This is a genomic window from Bacillus sp. FJAT-22090 (genome assembly GCF_007676755.1).
GTDB lineage: Bacteria > Bacillota > Bacilli > Bacillales_A > Planococcaceae > Psychrobacillus.
In genome coordinates this window covers 219,555-241,681 of record NZ_VEBK01000003.1, presented here as the reverse complement: position 1 = coordinate 241,681, position 22,127 = coordinate 219,555, and the positions used below count along the sequence as shown (strand labels likewise).

Here is a 22,127-nt window from a genome sequence, read left to right as displayed (position 1 = left end):
TAAAGGAGGATGTACATGTACCCAAAACAGGTTCACGAGTATTTACTGAAGTTTTTTCAAGAAAATAATTGCCGCATTTTGAATAGGAATGATCATTATATGACTGTTCAATTAACGGTGGATATAGATAAAAAAATTATGAACCGTCCTTTTCATTGGCAATACTTAGAAAGTATTAATGGTGTGCCCGACCCTGCTCAATTAACGCTAATCACGGATCAAAATAATTTAAATGAAGGCATTAAAGGGGAGGTTGTGCACTTTGGTTCTCCCCGTCTTAGTCAGATGTTTCAAGTTACCAAAGAGCTAGGAGCATTTGTTCAAATGTACGAGAAGGTCGAAAGTGTTGGACCGAGACCCATTTTAACTCCTTGGTTAGGTGTAAATTATAAGGTGTCGTATTACAGTGATCAAACGAAAGAAATGCTTCATTCCTTAGGCATTAATTTGATGAAGGGGAGTATTGTTAATAATTTTCATGATTTATTAGGCAAAGTGAATTTGGTTTCAGTCTCATCTGGTGATGCTTTTCATTTGCCTTATATTATAAAACCCCTTCGCGGACTCGAGAGATTAGATTTGGCTATTGAAAATATCATACAAAAAGATGATCATACATGGGCTGAAGAAGCTAAACAGAGGTGCCTAAAGGCTCAAAAAGTGTTAGAACACTTTTATGAAGAGGTAGAAGATAAGCCGGAATGCTATGAGATGGAGAAAACAGCAATAGATGAACAATATAAGACGAGGATTAAAATTGAAATTATAAATGGTGGATTATTTTATTTAAAGGGTTAAGAGGTGCATGACCGATTAGCAAGCAGCAAAAGGGAGCCGACTCATTGTGAGTAGGCTTCTCTACTTCCAAAGAGCAGTACTAAATCAGTGCTTGAAGTTTGAGAAGGGCGACGGATAGATAAATGCCATAGGATTACCGAGAAAAGAGCTATTGATCATGATGTCAGTCATGATCAATAGCTCTTAAAAAATCGGCTATCATATAGCATAGGCCTTCCCAAAGGACTTCAAGAACGATAAATACAGTTTTGTTCTTAAAGAAAAAGCTTTTTGTAAAACTATTCTGAAATATAAAAAGTAGTTTAATAAACAGATGGGTTTCCGATTAAAATACTGTGTTTGGTTGTTTTTCCTAAAAATACATTTGTATTAATTCTGAAATATTATTATTATAATAAAAGTAATATCATAAGGGTTTTAGATTTAATAATCTACATTATAAATTTTAGAATAATAGATTGTTGATGAGGAGGGTTTAATATGTCAGATAAAAACTTAAAAAGAGGACTAGAGTCGCGCCATATTCAGATGATTGCTTTAGGCGGTACCATTGGGGTAGGTTTGTTTATGGGTTCTGCAAGTACGATAAAATGGACCGGTCCCTCTGTCATGTTGGCATACGCGATTGCAGGGATTTTTATATTTTTTATCATGCGTTCTATGGGAGAAATGCTTTACTTAGAGCCAACTACCGGTTCGTTTGCGACATTTGCCCATAAATACATGCATCCTTTGGCTGGATATATGACGGCATGGAGCAACTGGTTTCAATGGGTTATTGTAGGGATGTCCGAAATTATTGCAGTCGGAGTATATATGCAATATTGGTTTCCTAACCTCCCCGCTTGGGTACCGGGGATTGTAGCGATGGCGGTTCTTGGAGCGGCAAATTTAGTTTCTGTTAAATCTTTCGGAGAGTTTGAGTTTTGGTTCGCATTGATCAAAATTGTTACGATTGTGCTAATGATTATTGCAGGGTTAGGTCTTATTCTATTTGGAATAGGAAATGGAGGACATGCAATTGGATTGTCGAATCTTTGGACACATGGCGGTTTCTTCACGGGTGGCTGGAAAGGGTTTTTCTTTGCATTATCCCTAGTAGTTGCCTCTTATCAAGGGGTTGAACTTATTGGTATTACAGCGGGTGAAGCCAAGGATCCCACTAGGACATTAACAAAGGCCATTCAAACGATTATTTGGCGTATTTTAATATTTTATATTGGCGCTATTTTCATTATTGTTACTGTATATCCTTGGGATCAACTTGATACGATAGGTAGTCCTTTTGTATCTACTTTTGCAAAAGTAGGTATTACTGCAGCGGCTGGACTAATTAATTTTGTCGTTATCACAGCAGCTATGTCTGGTTGTAATAGTGGTATCTTCAGTGCAGGACGTATGCTTTATACACTGGCTTTGAATGGACAAGCACCGAAAGTCTTCACGAAAGTATCAAGAAATGGTGTTCCTTTATACTGTACAATTGCCGTACTTATTGGATTGGCAATTGGTGTGGTTTTAAATTTTCTCGCTCCACCAAAGTTATTTTTATACGTTTATAGTGCCAGCGTTTTACCTGGAATGATTCCATGGTTTGCTTTGCTTATTAGTGAGTTGAAATTCAGAAAGGTAAGGGCAGTAGAAATGGATAAGCATCCTTTTAAAATGCCATTAGCACCTTTTAGTAACTATGCCACCATGCTATTTCTCCTGTTGGTGCTAGTAGGCATGTGGTTTAATTCAGATACACGTATATCACTTGTTGTAGGAATAGTTTTCTTATGTATTGTTGCAGCAAGTTATTATATTTTAAATATAAATAAACGTGTTCCTTTAGATAATGATGAGAACATATCTAGATAAACAAATAAATATAGTAATATGAACGCTTGGTGAAAGATATCAGGCGTTCTTTTTTCTTATGAAAACATTTTCATTGATAGTAAGGGGAAACATCAGGTCTTTATGCTATTTAATAAAATTCATTTTCTATTCGTCAGAATAATAATTGAAAAGGTACATAATATATAGAATAACGAAGGGACTACTACTAAGTTAGTAGCAACGGACAAGAGCAATATTTATGTCGTATTTTTGTTCAAAAATCAGAACATTGTAAATTAATTCTTTTCTTTTTAATATAAACGCTCTATAATTGGTATAGACAACTATACCAAAATTGATAAATTACTTTGTCTATATCCGCCTCTTGACCAAAAAAATTCTTAGGAGGTATTAATGGTGGAAAAAACAATACTCATTTCAAACGTGACGATTGTTAATCCGGATCATCAATTTGTAGGTGACCTGTTCCTAAGAAATGGGAAAATCGAGAGGGTAGGTAAAAACTTACGATATGATGCTGATGAAAAAATAAATGGACTATCTAGTGAATGGATTGTTTTCCCTGGATATATCGATATGCATATTCATGGATCAGCGGGGTTTGATGTAATGGATGCAGACGAGAAATCGCTTAGAGGGTTGGCTCGTTCTTTAGTCAAAGAAGGAACAACTAGTTTTTTAGCTACTACAATAACGCAAACTGTCGAAGCTATAGAGAATGCCTTAGAAAATATAAGTAGTTTTGAAACTGCAATAGATGAAGCAGAGATATTGGGCATACATTTGGAAGGTCCGTTTCTCTCAACTAGACAGGCCGGTGCACAGCCGATCGAGCATATTATTGATCCATCGATTGAACTTTTCAATCATTGGCAAGATATAAGTGGTAACCGTATTAAACAAATAACTATTGCACCAGAAGTTACAAATGGATTGGAACTTGTTAAATCGTTAAGTGAACGAGGAGTTATTGTTTCAATTGGCCATTCAGATGCAACGTCAGAAGAACTAGGGCAAGCAGTGAAGCTAGGTGCAACACAAGCTACCCATCTATTCAATCAAATGCGTTCTTTTCATCACCGAGAACCGGGCGTTGTTGGAAGCGTGCTCGTTGAAGAACAGATAAAAACGGAGATTATTGCTGATTTTATACATAGTCATCCTATGGCGGTAAAAATAGCATATCTGTTGAAAAAGGCAAGCGGCGTTATTTTAATTACAGATGCTATGCGTGCAAAAGGGCTACCATACGGAGATTATGATTTAGGCGGACAAACGGTGCACGTCACAAGAGAAGGGGCACATCTTCCCACTGGTGCTTTAGCAGGAAGTGTACTAACAATGGATGAGGCTGTACGGAATATTCGTAAATGCACTAATTCTTCCTTGCAAGAGCTTGTTGCGATGTCTTCTACCAATGCCGCAAAGCAACTAAAGTTATCTACTAAAGGTTATATTGCGGAAGGCTTGGATGCAGATTTAGTCATCTTGAATAAAGATTTACACATAGAAAAAACAATATGTCGCGGAAACATAGTATTCGAAAAAAGATAGTTTACTTTAATTGAGTAAATGGCGGATTTCTGCAATAGAAGGAGTTGAGAAGCTTGATAGATAAAAGCTCCCATGTACCAATATACGTGCAAATAGAGGAGTTGTTAAAGCAACGTATTTATATGGAAGAATATAAAATTGGAGAGAATATACCTTCTGAACGGGAATTATCCGAACAATTAGGTGTTAGTCGCATGACAGTAAGACAGTCTATTACAAATTTAGTGAATAGTGGTTTGCTCTATAGAGAAAAAGGGAGAGGTACATATGTGGCCAATCCAAAACTAGAGCAGCCTTTAAATGGACTAACTAGTTTTACGGAAGATATGAGAGCAAGAGGTATGCAGCCAAGCAGTAAGCTTATACATTTTGAAAAAATCGTTCCTTCTGTAGATATTGCAAGAGATTTACAATTAGACCTACAAGAAATGGTTTTTTATGTTGTGCGTATTCGATTTGCTGATAGGAAACCTATGGCAATTGAAAGAACGTATATACCTGTGAAAGTCTTTCCCGAGCTTGATGAAAAGAAAATTATGGGTTCGCTATATGCTTTAATTGAAGCGAAACACCATCAGAAAATTGGTAATGCGATTCAACAAATGGAGGCTGCGATTACCACAAAAGAAGATAGTAAATATCTTCAAATAAACACTACCTCAGCAGTACTCATTATAAAAAGAACTAGCTTCTTGTCAGATGGTGTTCCATTCGAATTAGTTCGAAGTACATATCGTGCGGATCGATACAAATTCATTAGTGAAATTCAGAGGTGACGATATGCAATCTTATTTTCAAAATATACAACAGCTTTTAAACACTGTAATTGAGAAAGAACAAGCGCATATTGAAAAGGCAGCATCCATCATTATGGAAAAGCTTCGGGAAGGTGGAATCGTTCAATTATTTGGGTGCGGTCATTCACATTTATTGGCTCAGGATGCACATTATCGGGCTGGCGGTCTTGTACCTGTGAAGCCAATAACAATTGAACCATTGATGCTTCATAAAGGAGCTTTAACTTCTTCGAGAAATGAAAAAGATCCAAATTTTATAAAAAGATATACTGCAAGTTTCGAATTTAAGAAGAATGATGTACTAATCGTAATTTCTACTTCTGGACGTAATGCAGCGCCAATCGACGTTGCACTGCTAGCAAAGGAGGCTGGTATTGTTGTGCTGTCTCTCCAGTCTTTAGAATACAGCGAACAATTATCACGACATAGCAGCGGAAAGCGTTTGGAGGAAGTGGTTGATTTTGTATTGAATACACATATCCCTGTGGGCGACGGGCTATTAAGTCACCAAGGTATGCAATATGGGCCGGCATCTACAGTAGTTGGTTCTACGATACTTAATACTCTGTTTTGTTCAGTTATTGAAACATTAAGTGGTGAACTTGATATATTACCCGTTTTTGAAAGCGCAAACGTGTCGAGTGATCAATCTCATAACGATGAGATGATAGCTATATATAAAAGCCGCATTGAATTTGGATAACTATACTGGAGGTTTTATTGATGGAAAAAACTTTTAAAATTACTACCCCTGAAGGATTGCATGCTAGACCTTCTACATTACTAGTTACAACAGCCACTTCATTCACTTCTGATGTACAACTTTCTTATAATGATAAATCGGTCAATTTAAAATCGATAATGGGTGTAATGGCGCAAGGGATTGCACCCGGAGCGATTGTAAAGATTTCTGCCGAAGGGGCGGATGCCAATGAAGCAATTAGTAGAATAACAGAAGTAATAATTGCTAAAGGTATTGGCGAAGAATGTTAGAGCTTAGTGGAATTCCAGTTTCCGATGGTGTCGCTATAGCAAAGGCCTATTGTCTAGTAGAGCCTGATTTATCTGTAGAAAAACTAGAAATTAGGGATGTAGAAAAGGAGAAAGAGAGATTAAAAGATGCTATCCAAAAGGCAAAGCTTGAGCTAGAAGAAATTCGTGAGACAGCGAAAGCTAAATTTGGTGAAGAAAAAGCAACTATCTTTTCCGCACAAATTTTAGTGCTGCAAGATCCCGATATGCTTTTCGCAATTGAAAATAATATTAATGATGGAGTGAACGCAGAGTTTGCGGTACATGAAGTTGTTTCTGAATATGTCAGCATGTTTAAGGCAATGGAAAGTGAATATATGCAGGAACGAGCTATTGATATTCAAGACGTTGCAAAAAGACTATTAGCTCATTTATTAGGAAGAGAGATTCTAGACTATAGTCGATTATCAACAGAAGTTATTATCGTTGCAGAGGATTTGACTCCTTCGATGACAACCCAATTGGATAAGAAGTATGTGAAGGGCTTTATAACAAATATCGGTGGAAGAACCTCCCACTCGGCTATTTTAGCCCGTACAATGGGGATTCCTGCTATTGTAGGTGCAAAGACAGCTACGAAGGATATTACGCATGGGTCATCCGTTATTATGGACGGTACGAGCGGAAAGATAATCTTAGATGCTAGTGAAGAGTTGAAAAAGTATTATGTCTCTTCTCAAAGAGCTTTAGAAAAAGAAAATGAATTACTTGCACAGTATATTTCACTTCCAAGTGTAAGTTTCGACGGTCATCCTGTTGAAATAGCTGGTAATATCGGTAAACCAGGGGATGTTGCTGCAATTATTGCAAATGGGGGAGATGGTATCGGTCTATTCCGTACAGAGTTTCTGTATATGGACCGAAAAGAGTTACCGGATGAAGAAGAGCAATTTCTAGCCTATAAAACAGTTCTAGAGAAAATGGAAAACAAACCAACTATCGTTCGCACCTTAGATATTGGGGGAGACAAAGAACTACCTTATTTAAACTTAGAAAAAGAAATGAACCCATTTTTGGGCTATCGTGCAATTCGATTATGTCTAGATCAACAACATCTTTTTCGAACTCAATTACGCGCTTTGTTAAGAGCAAGTGTGCACGGTAACTTGAAAATTATGTTCCCGATGATTGCAACGCTAGATGAATTTAGGGCAGCAAAGGAATTGCTAGGGGAGGAAAAAGAGTGGCTTATTAATAATGGCTTCCCGGTTTCTGAGCAAATTGAAGTAGGAATGATGGTTGAAATTCCTTCTGCAGCAGTTATTGCGGATTTGTTTGCGAAAGAGGCAGATTTCTTATCTATTGGTACAAATGATTTAATCCAGTATACATTTGCTGCTGATCGTATGAATGAAAAGGTTTCATACTTATATCAACCATATCATCCTGCTATTTTAAGACTCGTTAAAATGGTGATAGATGCTGCTCATAGTAACGGCAAATGGGTAGGTATGTGCGGAGAAATGGCTGGAGACGAAATAGCTATCCCAATACTTTTAGCTCTTGGACTAGATGAGTTTTCTATGAATGCATCTTCTATTTTAAAAACTCGTGCACTTATTGCCAGATTGCCAAAAGAGCAATTGGCTGTTCATGTAGAGAACTTATTAATATTCACAGAGGGATCAGAAGTAAAGCAATATGTAGAACAGAATCTTCTACTATAAAACAAACAGTTCGTAAGGAGTGAAAACTCATATGAAAATTCAATTGATACCTGCAACGGATCATGAACAAGTACATCGGTTAAGAGATTATAGCTTTCCGAATAAATATGAGGGAGCACGACGCGATGATTTTCAATATTGGATAGAAACTAGTACGACGATAGGTGCTTATGATCAACAAAAATTAGTAGGACAATTACTCGTCCTTCCCTTAAATATGACCGTGCACGGGGTAAATTATAAAATGGGTGGAATCGGGTTTGTAGCCACATACCCTGAATACAGAAATCAAGGAATTATGAAGGAACTGATGACTAGATCACTAGAGGAGATGCGTAAAAATCAACAATATATATCTGTGTTAGCACCATTCTCTGTATCATTCTATCGTCACTTCGGTTGGGAGTTGTTTTTTGATAAGCTACATTATTCTATTCCGACAGAATCATTCCCACAGTTCGGTAATAGAATAGATCAAATGAAACGTTTTAGCTTCGAGTGGATGGATGAAAAAACCTTCCAAGAAGTTCAACAATTTCATAATGAACAAGCTCGCAAAAAAAATGGAGGTATGATAAGAGACGTCGCTTGGTGGAAACGAATTGCTAGTAGAGCACCGAACTGTCATATTGCAGCTTATTGTAGGGACGATACGGTAGCGGGATATATACGCTATGAAATAAAAGATTTACTATTTGTGATACAAGACTTTGTGGCAAAGGATGCGCTTGCTGAACAGGCAATTTGGCGTTTTATAACATCCCATAAGGCTAGTGTGCAGGCAATTGTGGGAGACACCTCCACTTTTAGCCATTTTGGTTTTCATTTTGATCAACCACAATTTAAAAAAGAAGTTTTACAGGATGTCATGATAAGGATTGTTGATGTATTTGCTTTTCTAAAAGAATATTCATGGAAAAATTTACAACAATCTTTGTATCTATCCATTCAAGATACCTTTGCACCGTGGAATGAAAACCTATATCGTATAAATAAATTTGGAGAAATCGACGTAATAGAGGAAAGTTTAGTAGATAAGAATCATATCTTATCAATACCAATCACTATTTTTTCATCCATGATAGTAGGATATTTATCGATAAGAGAAACGTTATATTATGCAAAATATGTAGTAGATAAAGAAACGGAAGAGAATTGGAAAAACGCTATTGCAAGTGACCCACCGACATTTTATGAGTATTTCTAACAAAAAAGAAGGATAAATGAATTTTTTTTGATTTTTTTTGTGGACTATACCAGTCTAATAATAATCAGAAATTTCAAGTATTTGCGGGTTAGTCCAATTATTTTTTATGAATTATATGGAATTAAAACGCATAAAAAGTAGTTGTGGTATATACCAATCAATGATATTCTCGGTTTAAGAAAGCGATTACATTCACAGGGGAGAGCGAAAGATGAAAAATATTATGTTAGTTTGTGTAGCAGGTATGAGTACTAGTTTATTAGTTTCAAAAATGCAAAAAGCGGCGAATGAACAAAGCTTGGAAGCAGACATTTTTGCTATAGCGGAAAGTGAAGTGGATAAAGTTTTAGCGAATAAAAGTGTAGATGTAATGCTGCTTGGTCCCCAGGTACGGTATTTAAAAGGAACTTACGAAGAAAAGTATAAAGAAAAAAATATTCCAATTGAAGTTATTAACATGATGGACTACGGAATGATGAATGGTGCAAATGTTTTAAAGCAGGCACTAGAGTTGATTGGATAAGGGGTGTGGAATATGGAAGAAGTTTTAATGCAATCTATTATGGGGTTAATACTGCATAGCGGAAATACAAAAAGTGATTGTATGGAAGCTATACAGCTAGCGAAAAAAGGGGAAATAAAAGCAGCAAGAGAAAAAATCGAAATCGCCAATCAGTCGCTAGTAGAAGCGCATCATTCACAAACAGCCATGCTCACTCAAGAAGCTAGAGGAGAGAAAGTGGAAGTAACGATGATGCTTATCCATGCGCAAGATCATTTGATGAATTCGATTACTTTTCGTGACTTGGCAATAGAAGTAATTGATTTATATGAAAGAGTATCGGGGAAATAACGTCAGAAATGATGTTAAGTATAAAAAACAAAGGGGAGTGTGTTAAATGTTCAGTTTTTTAGAGAAACATTTTGTACCAGTAGCATCACGAATTGGTAGTCAGCGTCATTTAGTTGCCATTCGCGATGGCTTCATTGCAATTATGCCACTTACTATTATTGGTTCTTTTGCGGTATTGATCAATAACTTGCCTGTTAAATTGTATCAAAATGCGCTAGATTCGATTTGGGATCATGGTACATGGACGCAATGGGGAGGCAATATGTGGGGAGCGACATTTGGTATAATCTCTCTGTTATTGGCCTTCTGTGTTGCTTATCAATTGGCAAAAAGCTATGGCAAAGACGGCCTGTCAGCAGGAGTTATTGGTTTGTCGAGTTACATGACTTTCGGTACTTTTGGAGAAGGTGGTTTATCAGGATTATCAACTGGAACTGGCGGTTTGTTTGTAGCCATCATAATAGCCTTGTTATCGTCTGAATTATTTTCTCGCTTATCAGGTAATAGCAAACTATTGATCAAAATGCCGGACACTGTGCCGCCAGCGGTATCCCGTTCATTTGCGGCGTTACTTCCAGCTATTATCACTGTATCTTTATTTGCTTTAATCCGTACGATTATTTCTGCAGGATTTGATATTCCAGACATTATTGGTTCATTCTATACAGCAATCCAAGAGCCATTTATGGGCTTGACCAATACATGGGCTGCAGCATTAATCTTAGCGTTTATTCCCGTATTTTTATGGACATTGGGTGTTCATGGTGCAAATATCATTGAACCATTTATGCAGTCTATTAATTTACCAGCAATTGAAGCAAACGTAGCAGCAATTACAGCAGGAGAAACAGCGCCGTATATTATCAACAAGCCGTTTTTCGATGCGTTTGTTAATATGGGAGGATCAGGTACGACTATAGCGCTAGTTATCGCAATTTTCATCATTGCCAGAAAGAATAAGCAATATAATACGGTAGGAAAAATCTCAGCAGGACCAGGTCTCTTCAATATCAATGAGCCATTATTATTCGGGTTACCGATTGTATTAAACCCTGTATTGTTTATCCCATTTATATTAACACCAATGATAAACGCATCTATTGCCTACTTTGCAACCAAGTGGGGAATGGTTCCAGCAGCGACAATTGCAGCACCTTGGACAACACCACCTGTCATTAATGGATTTTTAGTTACACAATCTTGGGCAGGAGCAGTACTAAGTTTACTTCTAATCGTTATTTCGGTTTGTATCTATTTACCTTTTGTTGCGATGGCAAATCGTACTGCAAAAGCGCAGCAAGAAAAAGCAGCAGCATCAAAATAAGTATATGTAAGAGCGGTAAACGGAGGTAATTATAATGAGAAGGCTAGGAATTTCAATTTATCCTCAACATAGCACATTGGAAGAAATGCAGAAATACATTCAACTAGCACATGAAAATGGTTTTAATCGCATTTTTACTTGTCTAATGTCCATAACAAACCATGAGGAAAGAGAAAAACTACAACAAATCAATCAATTTGCACAAAAACTTGGCTTTGAGATTTCGGCGGACATCGCACCGCAAGTGTTTGAAGAATTAGGTTTGACGTATCGGGATATTGCATCTCTAAAAGAACATTATTATTTAGATGCCTTACGTTTAGATATGGGGTTCTCAGGACAAGAGGAGGCGTTCATGTCATTGGACGCTTCCAATTTAAAAGTAGAGTTAAATATTAGTAATGGCACGAAATATGTAGAAAATATTTTATCCTATAAACCGAATAGAGAAAATATTATCGGGTGTCATAATTTCTATCCAAGGCAGTATACAGGTCTTTCGCGAAAGCATTTTTTAGATTCTTCTAAGCTATTTAAAGATAATCATATTCGGACAGCTGCTATGATTTCTTCTGGATATGCAAAGTTTGGCCCTTGGGAAGAGACTTTATATGGATTGCCAACATTGGAGGAACATCGTCATCTACCCATCACTGTTCAAGCAAAAGACTTATGGCATACAGGCTTAATTGATGATTTAATCATAGGCAATATGTATGCTTCGGGGGAAGAGCTAAAAGCGTTAGGGAGATTGAATCGCAGTAAGCTAGAGTTGACGGTGGTAACATCTCCAGAGACAACTAGTTTGGAGGAAAAAGTGATCTTCGATGAATCCCATTTTAATCGTGGTGATGTCTCTGAATATGTAATTCGTAGTACGCAATCTCGTGTAAAATATAAAAATGAATCCTTTCCAGCACATGATACAGACGATATTATGCAAGGGGATATAACGATTGATAACGAGTTGGATGTTCGTTATAAGGGAGAGTTACAAGTAGCCTTAAAAGCTATGCCGAATTCGGGTTATTCAAATATTGTCGGCAAAGTAGTTTCGGAGGAACGTTTTCTACTAGAGCGAATTGAACCTTGGGAGTCATTTGGTTTTATCAAATCACTTAATTGATCATAGTGAAGGATTGAGCCAACGGTCATTCGCCCAATCTTTAAAAAAACGAAGAAAGTATATAACTTTTCGTTTCATAAATCTAGTGTTTCTGCGGTTAAAAAAACGATTCTATCATACGGTTGATTTCCGTTACAGGCGAACGCTTTCCGCGGGGTGAGCGATGAACCATCACTGCCCCTGCGGGTACGCTGTGATGGTTCATCTGTCTCATTCAGCCCGAAGGAGTCGTCGCCTTTCACTTCAATCATTTATATATGTGTTGATTAGTACTATCTGTTGTATTTGGTGGAATGATAGCGAATAGTAAGTGTTCCCTAATAGAGAAGGTGGGGTGCGACCGAAATTGTATCTTCGGTCGCTTCTTCAAAGAGTAGGGAAGTGTCGCTTCTCTTCTTCCAAAAAGCAGTACGAAACCTGTTCCTAAAGTTGTAGAAGGGCGACGGACAGACAAACGCCATAGGATTACCGAAAAAAGAGCTGTTGATCATGACTTCAGTCATGATCAACAGCTCTTAAAAAAATTGGTTATCTTTATAGCATGAGTCTTCCCAAAACACTTCGAAAACGCTAAATACAGGTTTTGATTTTAAAGGGAGCTTACGTTTTTCTTATACAAAAAGTAGCAATAGGAAGGGGAGAGATGATGAATGTTTTAGCAATTGATGGCGGTGGTACGTCAACTGTAGCAGTTATTAGTGATGAATTTGGTAATGTGTATGCGAAAGTAGTAGCTCCTCGTAGTAATCCTACAGCTATTGAAAGACACGAGTTTGAAAAAACAATGTATGGGTTATTGCAAAACTTACGATCACAAAATGAAGAAGCTTTAGCTTCAGTTCAAATTTGCTTTGCTGGCATGGCGGGGGTAAAAGAAAAAAACTATGAATCAATTGTAGAAGCTATCGTTCAAGATTATATAAAAAAAGGAATTCCGATTGTCATTGAGAATGATGCTTTAATCGCATTGTATGCGGGGACATTAGGGCAAGAAGGTATCGTACAAATAGCCGGGACTGGTGCCATAACAATGGGCTATGACCAACATCATTCATATGTTCGAGTAGGTGGTTGGGGATATTTATTCGATGATGAAGGAAGCGGTTATGATTTAGGTGTTCGAGCACTGCAAGCGGTATTCCAGGCATATGATGGCAGGGCAGCCAACACATTGCTTACAAACTACTTGTTACAACATTTTAAAGTAGAAAATGTGCCGCAAATCATTGACAATATATATTCCAATGAACATCCGAGAGTAATTATATCGCCTTTAAGTGTTTACGTTATTCGTGCCGTTGAAAAAGGTGACAAAGTGGCAAAGGATATTTTAAATGATGTATGTCATAAATTTTTTTATTCCATCAAAGCGTGTTATAGAAGGATGTTCTGGGAACGAGGGACTATACCAGTTGTGTTAGCTGGAGGTGTATTGTCAAATGTGTCCCTATTTACTCAAGAGCTTAAGCAATTAGTAAAAGATGAGGGGCTACCATTTGAAGTGAAATCAGTAAGATTGGAGCCTATTGGTGGAGCTGTAATAGGTGGGTTAAACGCATTAGGCGTTTTGTTGCACGAAGATTTTGTAGATTCATTTGTTCAAAACTATCTAATAGAGGTGTAGAATGGCTATAAAATTGGAAGTAATTAAAAATCTAGACACATTATACAATCACGCAGTTGATATTATGGCTGATCATTTAAAAAAAGGCTCTAATACGTTTGGGCTTGCGACGGGTGGGACCATGATCCCGCTCTATAAAAAGCTAAGGGAAAGCGAGTTAGATTTTACTAATTGTCGAAGCTTTAATTTAGATGAATATGTTGGTATACCTCAAGATCATCAGGAAAGTTATCAGTCATTTATGAAAAAACACCTTTTCGACTCTAAGCCTTTCCGAAAAACAAGTTTACCAAATGGGGAAGCGGAAGATATTCAAAAAGAGGCGTATCGTTATGAAGAGTTATTAAACTCATGCATAGTAGACTTCCAGCTATTGGGGGTTGGAGAGAACGGCCATATTGGCTTTAATGAACCAGGAACTGCATTTTCTAGTAAAACTCATGTAGTAGAGTTAACTTCCTCCACTAGGGAAGCTAATGCACGTTTTTTTAATACTCTAGATGAAGTGCCCAAAAAAGCAATAACAATGGGTATTTCCTCTATATTGCGTGCCAATTGTATTTTATTAATAGCGGTTGGTGAGAAAAAGAGAGCTCCGATTGAAGCAATACTAAAAGGGGAGATAACAGAGGAAATTCCAGTAACAAGCCTTTGTGACCATCCAAATGTAATCGTACTGACGGACTTGAGTTTCTGATAAATACAATCCTCTTTTTCAAAATGATGTTAACTTATTGCAGTAATTAGGTGTAGATGTAATATATTTGATACCTCCTTTTCATCGTTTTGAAACGCTACTGACATCTTGAGATGTTAAACTAGGTGTCGTTAGTGAAAGGGAGGAACACATCTTATGAAGAAACATATTATTGCATTAACAGCAATTGCTACATTTTCAGTAGGAGCAACAAGCCACGCATTTGCTTCCACTATACATACGGTAGAAAAAGGAGATTCACTTTGGTCCATTGCAAATGAGATGAAAGTGAGTGTGCAAGATTTGCAAGAATGGAATAACTTGGACTCGACTGTCATATACCCATCACAACAGTTAAAGATAGAGGAATTACTTGAAACATATAAAGTTGTTACAGGAGACACGCTTTTTGAGATCGCCCAAGAAAATAACTTATCTGTAGATGAATTAATGAAAAATAATCAACTTACTAGTGACCTAATTTTTCCTGGAGATGAATTAGTACTTAAAGGGAAGAAGACTGTGCAACCTAAAGTGAGCGCAGCTACAACAACTTCTGTGCAACAATCGAAATCGCCTGTTACACAGCCCACCTCAGTAGCTAATAAGGAATTTACTGTTTCTTCAACTGCGTATACCGCAAGCTGCGAAGGATGCTCTGGAATAACATCGACAGGAATCGATTTACGTGCAAACCCAACTAAAAAAGTCATTTCAGTAGATCCATCTATCATTCCACTTGGCTCACGTGTTTGGGTAGAAGGTTATGGGGAAGCGATTGCAGGAGATACTGGCGGATCAATTAAAGGAAAAAAAATTGATATCTTCATGGCTACAAAGCAAGAAGCAGTCAACTGGGGACAAAAAAACGTTCATATAAAAATTTTAGATTAAGAGTTTGGAAAGATGAGTCAGCCTTGGGACTCATCTTTTTTAGATTCCCCTAGTTTGTATTCCCTTTAACAAGTACGTTTGCATATTCATCTTTGTCAGCATATCATGTAGAGAGAATAATATATTTTAAATAGAATATGGTTACTGTTATGGTCAATCGTTTTAGGGGGTTTCAAGGATGGATGCAATTGAAGTACTAACAAATTTAGAGCGACTAAAGGTGTACTTTCAACCAATTTTTAGTGCAGACGAGCATGTGGTCGTTGCGTATGAAGTCTCTGGTAAGCTTGTCTATAATGAAGAACTTGTAAACTTATGTTCATTTGTTTATGATGAGGAGATTCCTGAAGAGTATCGAGTAGATATAGAACATAAAATTTGGCGCGCAGCACTCTCTCAGCTAGTGATGGAAAAGGGAAAATTTGATATTTATTTACCATGCAATGCCGAGTTATTAGTAATCGATCGTGGTGAAAGCTATTTTGATATATTAAAAGAATATATTGCTGAAAAAGAGCTGACAAGAATCGTCCTTATGATTTCTGAGCATGATTTTAAAGGAGGATTTGATCAGCTGAGTAAAACTATTCGTTATTTCCAAACATATGGTATGAAAATAGCCATCAATCAAGTAGGTTCCGAAAGTCATTTTGATCATATTAAAATGCTTGAACCCAATATTTTGAAATTAAATATTGAGCAACTAAGCTATGAATCTTGGGGTGTGCAAAACGATCTATTTACATCACTTAGTACATTAGCAAGGAAAATCGGTGCCAATATGCTATTTGAAGGAATTAATAGTGTCCATCAACTTCAATTTGCTTGGAAAAATGGTGGTCGTTTTTATCAAGGTAAATATTTGGCCGATGCTCACACTGAAACTATTGCATATGATCTGTTGAAAAAAAGTTTCAAGGAAAGATGTCAGCAATTTATTACTGCGGAAATACGATTACTTGAAGAAAACTACAATGCATTAAAAGTGTTGCGGAATATATTGGAAAAGTCTGTGCAGAGTGTAAAGCCTGCGAGTGATAATATAGTGCAGTTACTTGCACTTGCGAATGAACTTGATGGCTATACTTTCCGTCTTTATATTTGTGATGAGGAAGGCTTTCAAAAATCTCCTAATATTATGCGTATCAATGGGAAATGGCAAGTTCAGGAAGATGCAATTAATAAAAATTGGAGCTGGCGTCCATACTTTTTAAAAACAATCATTACAATGCGTAATGATCAAAATGGCGTTTTTTCGGACGTATATAGCGATATTGATACCGGAGAAATGACACGTACATTTTCTATACCAGTAAATGTGAATGAATATTTATTTATTGATATTTCGTATGATTATTTATACAAACATAATATATTCAAATGAAAAGGTACTGCTTAGGAGAACCCTCCGAACGCAGTACCTTTTATTATTTGACCTAATCAATCAGTAGGATCACTGTTTTCTGATTCGTTTACAATTGGAACAAGTTCAAAAATCTTTTGGTCTTCAAATGCATCAACTAAACGATCAAGCCATTCGTAATAGTTTTTAATATACTTCAATTTCTCGATGTCTACCTGAACTTCTTCTAATAATTCTCCACTTACTGCTGGATCTTTTGATAGTTCTTCTAGCTCAGCTAGTGACTTTTTTATCGCAACTTGATGAAGTGTTACAGATCTTCGCCATTTGATTGAAAACAGATCAATGAAACTTTGATACCAATCATCCGTAACTTTATATAAATCTTTTCGAACTCCTCTTTTCCAGGCACGTTCGACTAATTTTAAATCGGACAAAGCTCGGACAGATGTGCTCATACTTGTCTTACTCATGCCAAGCTTTTCTGTCATATCGTCCAATGTTAGTGGTTCATTTTGAAAAAACATCATTCCATACTGTCTACCTGCAGAAGGTACCAAACCGTATAGGTGTATATTTTGTGCAATTGTCTCGATGACTCGCTCTCGAGCTTTTTCGAGTTTTTCGTTACCTTCCATTACGTCTTCCCTCCACTGAAACCAGCTTCTATCAGATAATTTAAATCAGAGGGAGTGTACTTCCTCTGATTTAAATTAAATGTATTATATCCTTCGACAAAAAGCAATTTTTTTATACAATTTTTGTACAGTTTTTACTGTACAAACTATAGAAAAAGTTTTTACGGTTGTATTACAAAATGATTACATATATAATGATTAGGTGTTCATTTATTTGGACGGTTAGGAGTGAGTGTATGAGCGAACAAAATATCAAGAAAAAAATCGTGGTAAAAGATACTACGAAAGTATTTGGAAAAAATATGAAGCGAGCAGTACAGCTTCTAAAAGAAGGAAAATCGAAAAATGATATTTTGAAAGCAACTGGAGCAACTGTAGGTGTTAAAAATGTAACTTTCGATGTAAACGATGGTGAAATCTTTGTCATTATGGGCCTTTCAGGAAGCGGTAAATCTACTTTGGTTAGGATGTTAAACAGATTGATCGATCCGACAGTAGGGCAAATCTTACTGGACGGGGAAGACATTGTGCAGATGAACAAAGAGCAGTTACGAAATGTGAGAAGAAAAAAAATAGGAATGGTTTTTCAAAATTTTGCTCTTTTTCCACATAAGACTATTGTTGAAAATACCGAGTATGGTTTGGAAATTCAAGGTGTATCAAAAGACCAGCGCCGAATGAAAGCTATAGAATCATTAAAGCTTGTTGGTCTTGGAGGATATGAAGATCAATACCCAAACCAACTGAGCGGCGGAATGCAACAACGCGTGGGACTTGCAAGAGCATTAGCTAATGATCCAGATATACTGTTGATGGATGAAGCTTTTAGTGCACTCGATCCCCTTATTCGGAAAGATATGCAAAATGAACTCCTCCAGCTTCATAGTGATATGGGGAAAACATTTATTTTTATCACCCATGATTTAGATGAGGCCCTTCGAATAGGGGACCGCATCGCATTGATGAAGGACGGAGAAATCGTTCAAATTGGAACACCTGAAGAAATATTAATGAGTCCTTCCAATGAGTACGTAGAACGCTTTGTTGAGGATGTGGACTTAGCCAAAGTATTGACAGCAGGACATATTATGAAACAAGCGGATACGGTACAAATTGACAGAGGACCTCGAGTCGCACTTCGATTAATGAAACAACTAGGGATTTCTTCTATATACGTGGTAGATAAAAGTAACCGTTTAATGGGAGCGGTAACTGCACAAGATGCTGCAACAGCGTCGGAAACAGAAAAGACATTGAAAGATGTACTAATCAAAGACCTCCCAATGATTTCCCCAGATACTCTACTGAATGAATTATTTGATATAGTCTCAACTGCATCTATTCCAGTTGCAGTCATAAATGACGATAAAAAGCTATTAGGAATAATTATTCGAGGCGCACTAATTGGTGCACTATCTGGTGACAACGAGTTTATCAATAGTGATGGAACAATCGAAGATACTGACAAAACGAATATGGAGGTGGTCTAAGATGGATGAATTTTTACCAAGACTTCCTTTTGCAGATTGGATTGATAGTGGTGTCGATTGGCTCGTCTCTACTTTTGGTTCCTTGTTGGATGGAATTGCAAGTGTATTAGGAGGAGTGGTAGAAGGAGCAGTAAACGTTCTTGATATGGTTCCCTCTATCTTACTTGCAATCATTTTTGCAGCGATTGCTTACTTTATTTCTACTAGAAAAATTGCTTTCTTTACGTTAATTGGACTATTATTCATCGATTATCTAGGTTACTGGTATCCGATGCTTCAAATGTTAGCCCTCGTATTGACTTCCGTCTTTTTTGCCGTCGTAATCGGTATTCCAATAGGCATTTGGGGATCGCAAAAAGCGAGTGTTCGTAAGGTGGTAAATCCTATATTGGATTTAATGCAAACGATGCCTGCGTTTGTTTACTTAATACCTGCGATTTTCTTCTTTAATATTGGGGTTGTGCCGGGAGTAGTGGCATCTGTAATCTTTGCGATGCCTCCCACCATTCGATTAACTATGTTAGGAATCGAACAGGTTCCAAAGGACTTAATAGAAGCGACCGAAGCATTCGGCTCTACAACTGGGCAACGGTTGATGAAGATACAAATTCCGCTTGCCAAACCAACTATTATGGCAGGTGTCAATCAAAGTATTATGCTTGCCTTATCAATGGTTGTAATCGCATCAATGGTTGGTGCACCAGGACTCGGTGAAGAAGTTTATCGATCTGTCACACAGTTGAAGACTGGTGTAGGTGTTGAAACTGGTGTTTCGATCGTTATTGTAGCGATTATTTTAGATAGAATTACACAACAAGCAGGAACTAGAAAGAAAAAACTAGGGGGAAAATTATTATGAATTTAGCTAAAAAGATTACCGGTCTAGGTGCAATTGCACTACTTTCAATAGGACTCGCTGCATGTGGGTCAGATGAGGATAAAGGATCTACTTCAGACAATAAAACAGTTGGAGAATCAGTCAACTATAAAATAACTGGAATCGATCCAGGTGCCGGAATTATGGAAGCAACAGAACGTGCAATCTCAGATTATGAATTAGATAAATGGGATTTAGTTTCTGGCTCTGGAGCTGCAATGACGGCTGCTTTGAAAAAAGCGTATGATGCAGAGAAGCCGATCATCATAACAGGTTGGACGCCACACTGGAAATTTGCTAAGTATGATTTGAAATATCTTGAAGATCCAAAAGGTTCATATGGTGGGGAAGAGGAAATCCATACGATTGGTCGTACGGGGTTACAAGAAGACTTACCTGAAGCTTATCAAATCCTTTCAAGTTTCAATTGGACTGAAGAGGACATGGGTGAAATTATGATTGCGATCCAAGAAGGTGAAAAACCAGAAGTTGCTGCACAAAACTGGGTGGATGCAAATGCAGACAAAATTGCTGAATGGACAAATGGTGTCCAAAATGTAGACGGTGATAAAATTAAGCTTGCATATGTTGCTTGGGATAGTGAAATTGCTAGTACGAATGTGATGAAAATTGTCCTAGAAGACATTGGTTATGATGTGACAACTGTACAAGTAGAGGCTGGCCCAATGTGGACTGCTGTTGCAGATGGTAGTGCAGATGCGTCTCTTGCAGCTTGGTTACCTTTAACTCACGCAACATACTCAGAGAAATTCGATGGTAAATTTGAAGATCTTGGTACAAGTATGACTGGTGTGAAAATTGGTTTAGTTGTACCTGCTTATATGGATATTACCTCAATTGAAGATTTACAAGAATAAAAGACTTATAGAAAAACTCATCATTCAATTGAATGATGAGTTTTTTTAGAGGAAGTATTTATAGAATTAAAGTGTTTCTAATTTCGCGCCTGGTAATAACTTATTCAATAAGATTGCTACTATGGCAGCGGTTGCGACCGGTGAATTGAATAAATATTGTAATGTAGTAGGTAAAGAATACAAGAAATCCTCGGGAATGAATGTTAAAGCTAATGTTAAGATCATAGGCACTGCAATCACATACATTTCCTTTTCGCCGATGCTCACATTTTTCATTACTTTCATCCCGCTAATAGCAATTACTCCACAAACGATTACAAAAACACCACCGATAACTGCAGATGGTATAGAAGAAATCAAGGCAGATAATTTACTAGAAAAGCCAAATAACACAAACCATGCACCCGCCACAATAAAAACAATTCGGCTGGCAACACCAGTAATGGAAATAATTCCAGCATTAGTAGAGTAACCAGTAACAGGAGTTGTCCCTAATAATGAGGCAACTAAGCAACCAAAACCCTCGCCTATCACGCCACGGTTAATATTTTTATCCGTTAATGGTTTGTCTATTACATTACTAACGGCAAACCAAGTACCAGTTGTTTCAGCCATTAGCACAATATAAATAATAACCATCGTAATGATCGCCGAAGAGTTAAAAGAAAAACTAAAATCGACAAAAGGGATCTGCGGCAGACTAAACCATTTTGCTTCTGCAACTGATGACAAACTCAGTACACCCATAAAGCTAGCTGCAATGGAACCTGCAATCAAAGCGATAATAACAGAAGCGACACGAAACACACGCCCTTTCTTTTGGAACAGGGAACCTAACATGACGCATAAGATCAACGTTGCCCCTGAGATAAGCGCTAAATATACATTTTGGGAAACAGTGGCACCAGCAGCATTATAAATATTATCGTTAATAGCTACAGGCATTAAAGAAAGACCCACTACGAAAATAATCGTTCCCCCAACAATCGGTGGAACAAATGATTTAACTAATTTATTGAAAATCCCCGTAAATCCTAAAACAATTACTAAAATAGCAGCTATTAAACTCGCACCTAAAACAGTGCTCCATCCATTAACACCGCCACCACTAGCCGCATATATACCGACAATAGCACCAATCGGTATAAAAGAAGGACCTTGAGCAACAGGGAGTTTCATACAAAAGTAAGTCTGTACAATCGTTGCGATACCAGCAGCGATAAAAGTAGATTGTATTAGAGCCGTTGATTGGTCAGCCTGTAGAGAAATTAACATGGCAATAATGAAAGGGACAACATAGACGTCCATTGCCAACACATGTTGTAGACCTAGTAAAATGGCCTTGCCTGGTGAAACTTTATCATCCGGTCCAACCATTAAACTTTGCCCGTTATTCTTTGCTTCTGCATCTTTATCTATTGGTATTTCCATTATAAATGAACACCTCAACCTTTTTTAATTTA

General features: G+C 37.2%; 21 protein-coding genes. 19 read left to right on the top strand and 2 right to left on the bottom strand.

Features of this window, described 5'->3' with window-relative positions; translation table 11 throughout:
* Positions 1-15: 15 nt before the first annotated feature.
* The 16 genes from FS486_RS06045 to FS486_RS05970 all read left to right on the top strand — a co-directional run bounded on the left by FS486_RS06045 (position 16) and on the right by FS486_RS05970 (position 16,802).
* Positions 16-798, top strand: coding sequence for a YqhG family protein (locus FS486_RS06045; RefSeq protein ID WP_144510426.1), 783 nt, complete (start codon positions 16-18; stop codon positions 796-798).
* Positions 799-1,278: 480 nt separating this feature from the next.
* Positions 1,279-2,661 carry an amino acid permease gene (locus FS486_RS06040; RefSeq protein WP_144510425.1) on the top strand — a complete coding sequence of 461 codons (1,383 nt, stop codon included), beginning with the start codon at positions 1,279-1,281 and terminating at the stop codon, positions 2,659-2,661.
* Between the two features lie 375 nt (positions 2,662-3,036).
* On the top strand, positions 3,037-4,197 hold the full coding sequence (gene nagA / locus FS486_RS06035) for an N-acetylglucosamine-6-phosphate deacetylase (protein ID WP_144510424.1): 1,161 nt from the start codon (positions 3,037-3,039) through the stop codon (positions 4,195-4,197).
* 53 nt (positions 4,198-4,250) lie between these two features.
* A complete protein-coding gene (locus FS486_RS06030) occupies positions 4,251-4,973 on the top strand; it encodes a GntR family transcriptional regulator (protein WP_144510423.1) in 723 nt (240 codons plus the stop codon).
* Positions 4,974-4,977: 4 nt separating this feature from the next.
* The gene (locus FS486_RS06025) at positions 4,978-5,697 is read left to right on the top strand and encodes a sugar isomerase domain-containing protein (RefSeq protein WP_144510422.1); all 720 of its coding nucleotides are present in this window, start codon (positions 4,978-4,980) and stop codon (positions 5,695-5,697) included.
* A 17-nt stretch (positions 5,698-5,714) separates the two neighbouring features.
* Positions 5,715-5,987 (top strand): phosphocarrier protein HPr, encoded by a 273-nt coding sequence (locus FS486_RS06020; RefSeq protein WP_313956976.1) that lies wholly within the window; start codon positions 5,715-5,717, stop codon positions 5,985-5,987.
* Positions 5,981-7,693: a phosphoenolpyruvate--protein phosphotransferase gene (gene ptsP, locus FS486_RS06015; RefSeq protein ID WP_144510420.1), complete on the top strand. Its 1,713-nt coding sequence runs from the start codon at positions 5,981-5,983 to the stop codon at positions 7,691-7,693. Before FS486_RS06020 ends, ptsP begins: the two co-directional genes overlap by 7 nt.
* A gap of 31 nt (positions 7,694-7,724) precedes the next feature.
* Complete coding sequence (locus tag FS486_RS06010; RefSeq protein ID WP_144510419.1) at positions 7,725-8,900, top strand: GNAT family N-acetyltransferase; 1,176 nt, start codon at positions 7,725-7,727, stop codon at positions 8,898-8,900.
* Positions 8,901-9,111: 211 nt separating this feature from the next.
* Positions 9,112-9,423: a PTS sugar transporter subunit IIB gene (locus tag FS486_RS06005; protein WP_144510418.1), complete on the top strand. Its 312-nt coding sequence runs from the start codon at positions 9,112-9,114 to the stop codon at positions 9,421-9,423.
* Positions 9,424-9,435: 12 nt separating this feature from the next.
* Positions 9,436-9,753 (top strand): PTS sugar transporter subunit IIA, encoded by a 318-nt coding sequence (locus tag FS486_RS06000; protein ID WP_144510417.1) that lies wholly within the window; start codon positions 9,436-9,438, stop codon positions 9,751-9,753.
* A 46-nt stretch (positions 9,754-9,799) separates the two neighbouring features.
* Complete coding sequence (locus FS486_RS05995; RefSeq protein ID WP_144510416.1) at positions 9,800-11,077, top strand: PTS sugar transporter subunit IIC; 1,278 nt, start codon at positions 9,800-9,802, stop codon at positions 11,075-11,077.
* 34 nt (positions 11,078-11,111) lie between these two features.
* On the top strand, positions 11,112-12,203 hold the full coding sequence (locus FS486_RS05990) for a DUF871 domain-containing protein (RefSeq protein ID WP_144510415.1): 1,092 nt from the start codon (positions 11,112-11,114) through the stop codon (positions 12,201-12,203).
* A gap of 643 nt (positions 12,204-12,846) precedes the next feature.
* Positions 12,847-13,827, top strand: a complete 981-nt coding sequence (locus tag FS486_RS05985) for an N-acetylglucosamine kinase (protein ID WP_260858033.1) — start codon at positions 12,847-12,849, stop codon at positions 13,825-13,827.
* A gap of 1 nt (position 13,828) precedes the next feature.
* Complete coding sequence (locus FS486_RS05980) at positions 13,829-14,524, top strand: glucosamine-6-phosphate deaminase (RefSeq protein ID WP_144510414.1); 696 nt, start codon at positions 13,829-13,831, stop codon at positions 14,522-14,524.
* Between the two features lie 156 nt (positions 14,525-14,680).
* Positions 14,681-15,418 carry a LysM peptidoglycan-binding and 3D domain-containing protein gene (locus tag FS486_RS05975; protein WP_144510413.1) on the top strand — a complete coding sequence of 246 codons (738 nt, stop codon included), beginning with the start codon at positions 14,681-14,683 and terminating at the stop codon, positions 15,416-15,418.
* Between the two features lie 178 nt (positions 15,419-15,596).
* The gene (locus FS486_RS05970; RefSeq protein WP_144510412.1) at positions 15,597-16,802 is read left to right on the top strand and encodes an EAL domain-containing protein; all 1,206 of its coding nucleotides are present in this window, start codon (positions 15,597-15,599) and stop codon (positions 16,800-16,802) included.
* A gap of 56 nt (positions 16,803-16,858) precedes the next feature.
* Here FS486_RS05970 and FS486_RS05965 read toward each other — a convergent pair whose 3' ends face one another.
* On the bottom strand, positions 16,859-17,419 hold the full coding sequence (locus FS486_RS05965; RefSeq protein WP_144510411.1) for a GbsR/MarR family transcriptional regulator: 561 nt from the start codon (positions 17,417-17,419) through the stop codon (positions 16,859-16,861).
* Positions 17,420-17,655: 236 nt separating this feature from the next.
* Here FS486_RS05965 and FS486_RS05960 point away from each other — a divergent pair, with 236 nt between their 5' ends.
* Genes FS486_RS05960 through FS486_RS05950 form a run of 3 tightly spaced genes read left to right on the top strand, consistent with a single transcriptional unit; the run spans position 17,656 to position 20,664 of the window.
* On the top strand, positions 17,656-18,909 hold the full coding sequence (locus FS486_RS05960; RefSeq protein WP_144510410.1) for a quaternary amine ABC transporter ATP-binding protein: 1,254 nt from the start codon (positions 17,656-17,658) through the stop codon (positions 18,907-18,909).
* 1 nt (position 18,910) lies between these two features.
* On the top strand, positions 18,911-19,768 hold the full coding sequence (locus FS486_RS05955; RefSeq protein WP_144510409.1) for an ABC transporter permease: 858 nt from the start codon (positions 18,911-18,913) through the stop codon (positions 19,766-19,768).
* Positions 19,765-20,664, top strand: a complete 900-nt coding sequence (locus FS486_RS05950; RefSeq protein WP_144510408.1) for a glycine betaine ABC transporter substrate-binding protein — start codon at positions 19,765-19,767, stop codon at positions 20,662-20,664. The genes FS486_RS05955 and FS486_RS05950 overlap by 4 nt, the downstream gene beginning before the upstream one ends.
* A 66-nt stretch (positions 20,665-20,730) precedes the next feature.
* Here FS486_RS05950 and FS486_RS05945 read toward each other — a convergent pair whose 3' ends face one another.
* The gene (locus FS486_RS05945) at positions 20,731-22,095 is read right to left on the bottom strand and encodes a uracil-xanthine permease family protein (protein ID WP_144510407.1); all 1,365 of its coding nucleotides are present in this window, start codon (positions 22,093-22,095) and stop codon (positions 20,731-20,733) included.
* Between the last annotated feature and the right edge of the window lie 32 nt (positions 22,096-22,127).

Bases quoted from the DNA above. Each gene is read 5' to 3' on its own strand.
- FS486_RS06045 (WP_144510426.1), top strand. From the start codon at position 16: ATGTACCCAAAACAGGTTCACGAGTATTTACTGAAGTTTTTTCAAGAA.
- FS486_RS06040 (WP_144510425.1), top strand. From the start codon at position 1,279: ATGTCAGATAAAAACTTAAAAAGAGGACTAGAGTCGCGCCATATTCAG.
- nagA (WP_144510424.1), top strand. From the start codon at position 3,037: ATGGTGGAAAAAACAATACTCATTTCAAACGTGACGATTGTTAATCCG.
- FS486_RS06025 (WP_144510422.1), top strand. From the start codon at position 4,978: ATGCAATCTTATTTTCAAAATATACAACAGCTTTTAAACACTGTAATT.
- ptsP (WP_144510420.1), top strand. From the start codon at position 5,981: ATGTTAGAGCTTAGTGGAATTCCAGTTTCCGATGGTGTCGCTATAGCA.
- FS486_RS06010 (WP_144510419.1), top strand. From the start codon at position 7,725: ATGAAAATTCAATTGATACCTGCAACGGATCATGAACAAGTACATCGG.
- FS486_RS06005 (WP_144510418.1), top strand. From the start codon at position 9,112: ATGAAAAATATTATGTTAGTTTGTGTAGCAGGTATGAGTACTAGTTTA.
- FS486_RS06000 (WP_144510417.1), top strand. From the start codon at position 9,436: ATGGAAGAAGTTTTAATGCAATCTATTATGGGGTTAATACTGCATAGC.
- FS486_RS05995 (WP_144510416.1), top strand. From the start codon at position 9,800: ATGTTCAGTTTTTTAGAGAAACATTTTGTACCAGTAGCATCACGAATT.
- FS486_RS05990 (WP_144510415.1), top strand. From the start codon at position 11,112: ATGAGAAGGCTAGGAATTTCAATTTATCCTCAACATAGCACATTGGAA.
- FS486_RS05985 (WP_260858033.1), top strand. From the start codon at position 12,847: ATGATGAATGTTTTAGCAATTGATGGCGGTGGTACGTCAACTGTAGCA.
- FS486_RS05980 (WP_144510414.1), top strand. From the start codon at position 13,829: ATGGCTATAAAATTGGAAGTAATTAAAAATCTAGACACATTATACAAT.
- FS486_RS05975 (WP_144510413.1), top strand. From the start codon at position 14,681: ATGAAGAAACATATTATTGCATTAACAGCAATTGCTACATTTTCAGTA.
- FS486_RS05970 (WP_144510412.1), top strand. From the start codon at position 15,597: ATGGATGCAATTGAAGTACTAACAAATTTAGAGCGACTAAAGGTGTAC.
- FS486_RS05965 (WP_144510411.1), bottom strand. From the start codon at position 17,419: ATGGAAGGTAACGAAAAACTCGAAAAAGCTCGAGAGCGAGTCATCGAG.
- FS486_RS05960 (WP_144510410.1), top strand. From the start codon at position 17,656: ATGAGCGAACAAAATATCAAGAAAAAAATCGTGGTAAAAGATACTACG.
- FS486_RS05955 (WP_144510409.1), top strand. From the start codon at position 18,911: ATGGATGAATTTTTACCAAGACTTCCTTTTGCAGATTGGATTGATAGT.
- FS486_RS05950 (WP_144510408.1), top strand. From the start codon at position 19,765: ATGAATTTAGCTAAAAAGATTACCGGTCTAGGTGCAATTGCACTACTT.
- FS486_RS05945 (WP_144510407.1), bottom strand. From the start codon at position 22,095: ATGGAAATACCAATAGATAAAGATGCAGAAGCAAAGAATAACGGGCAA.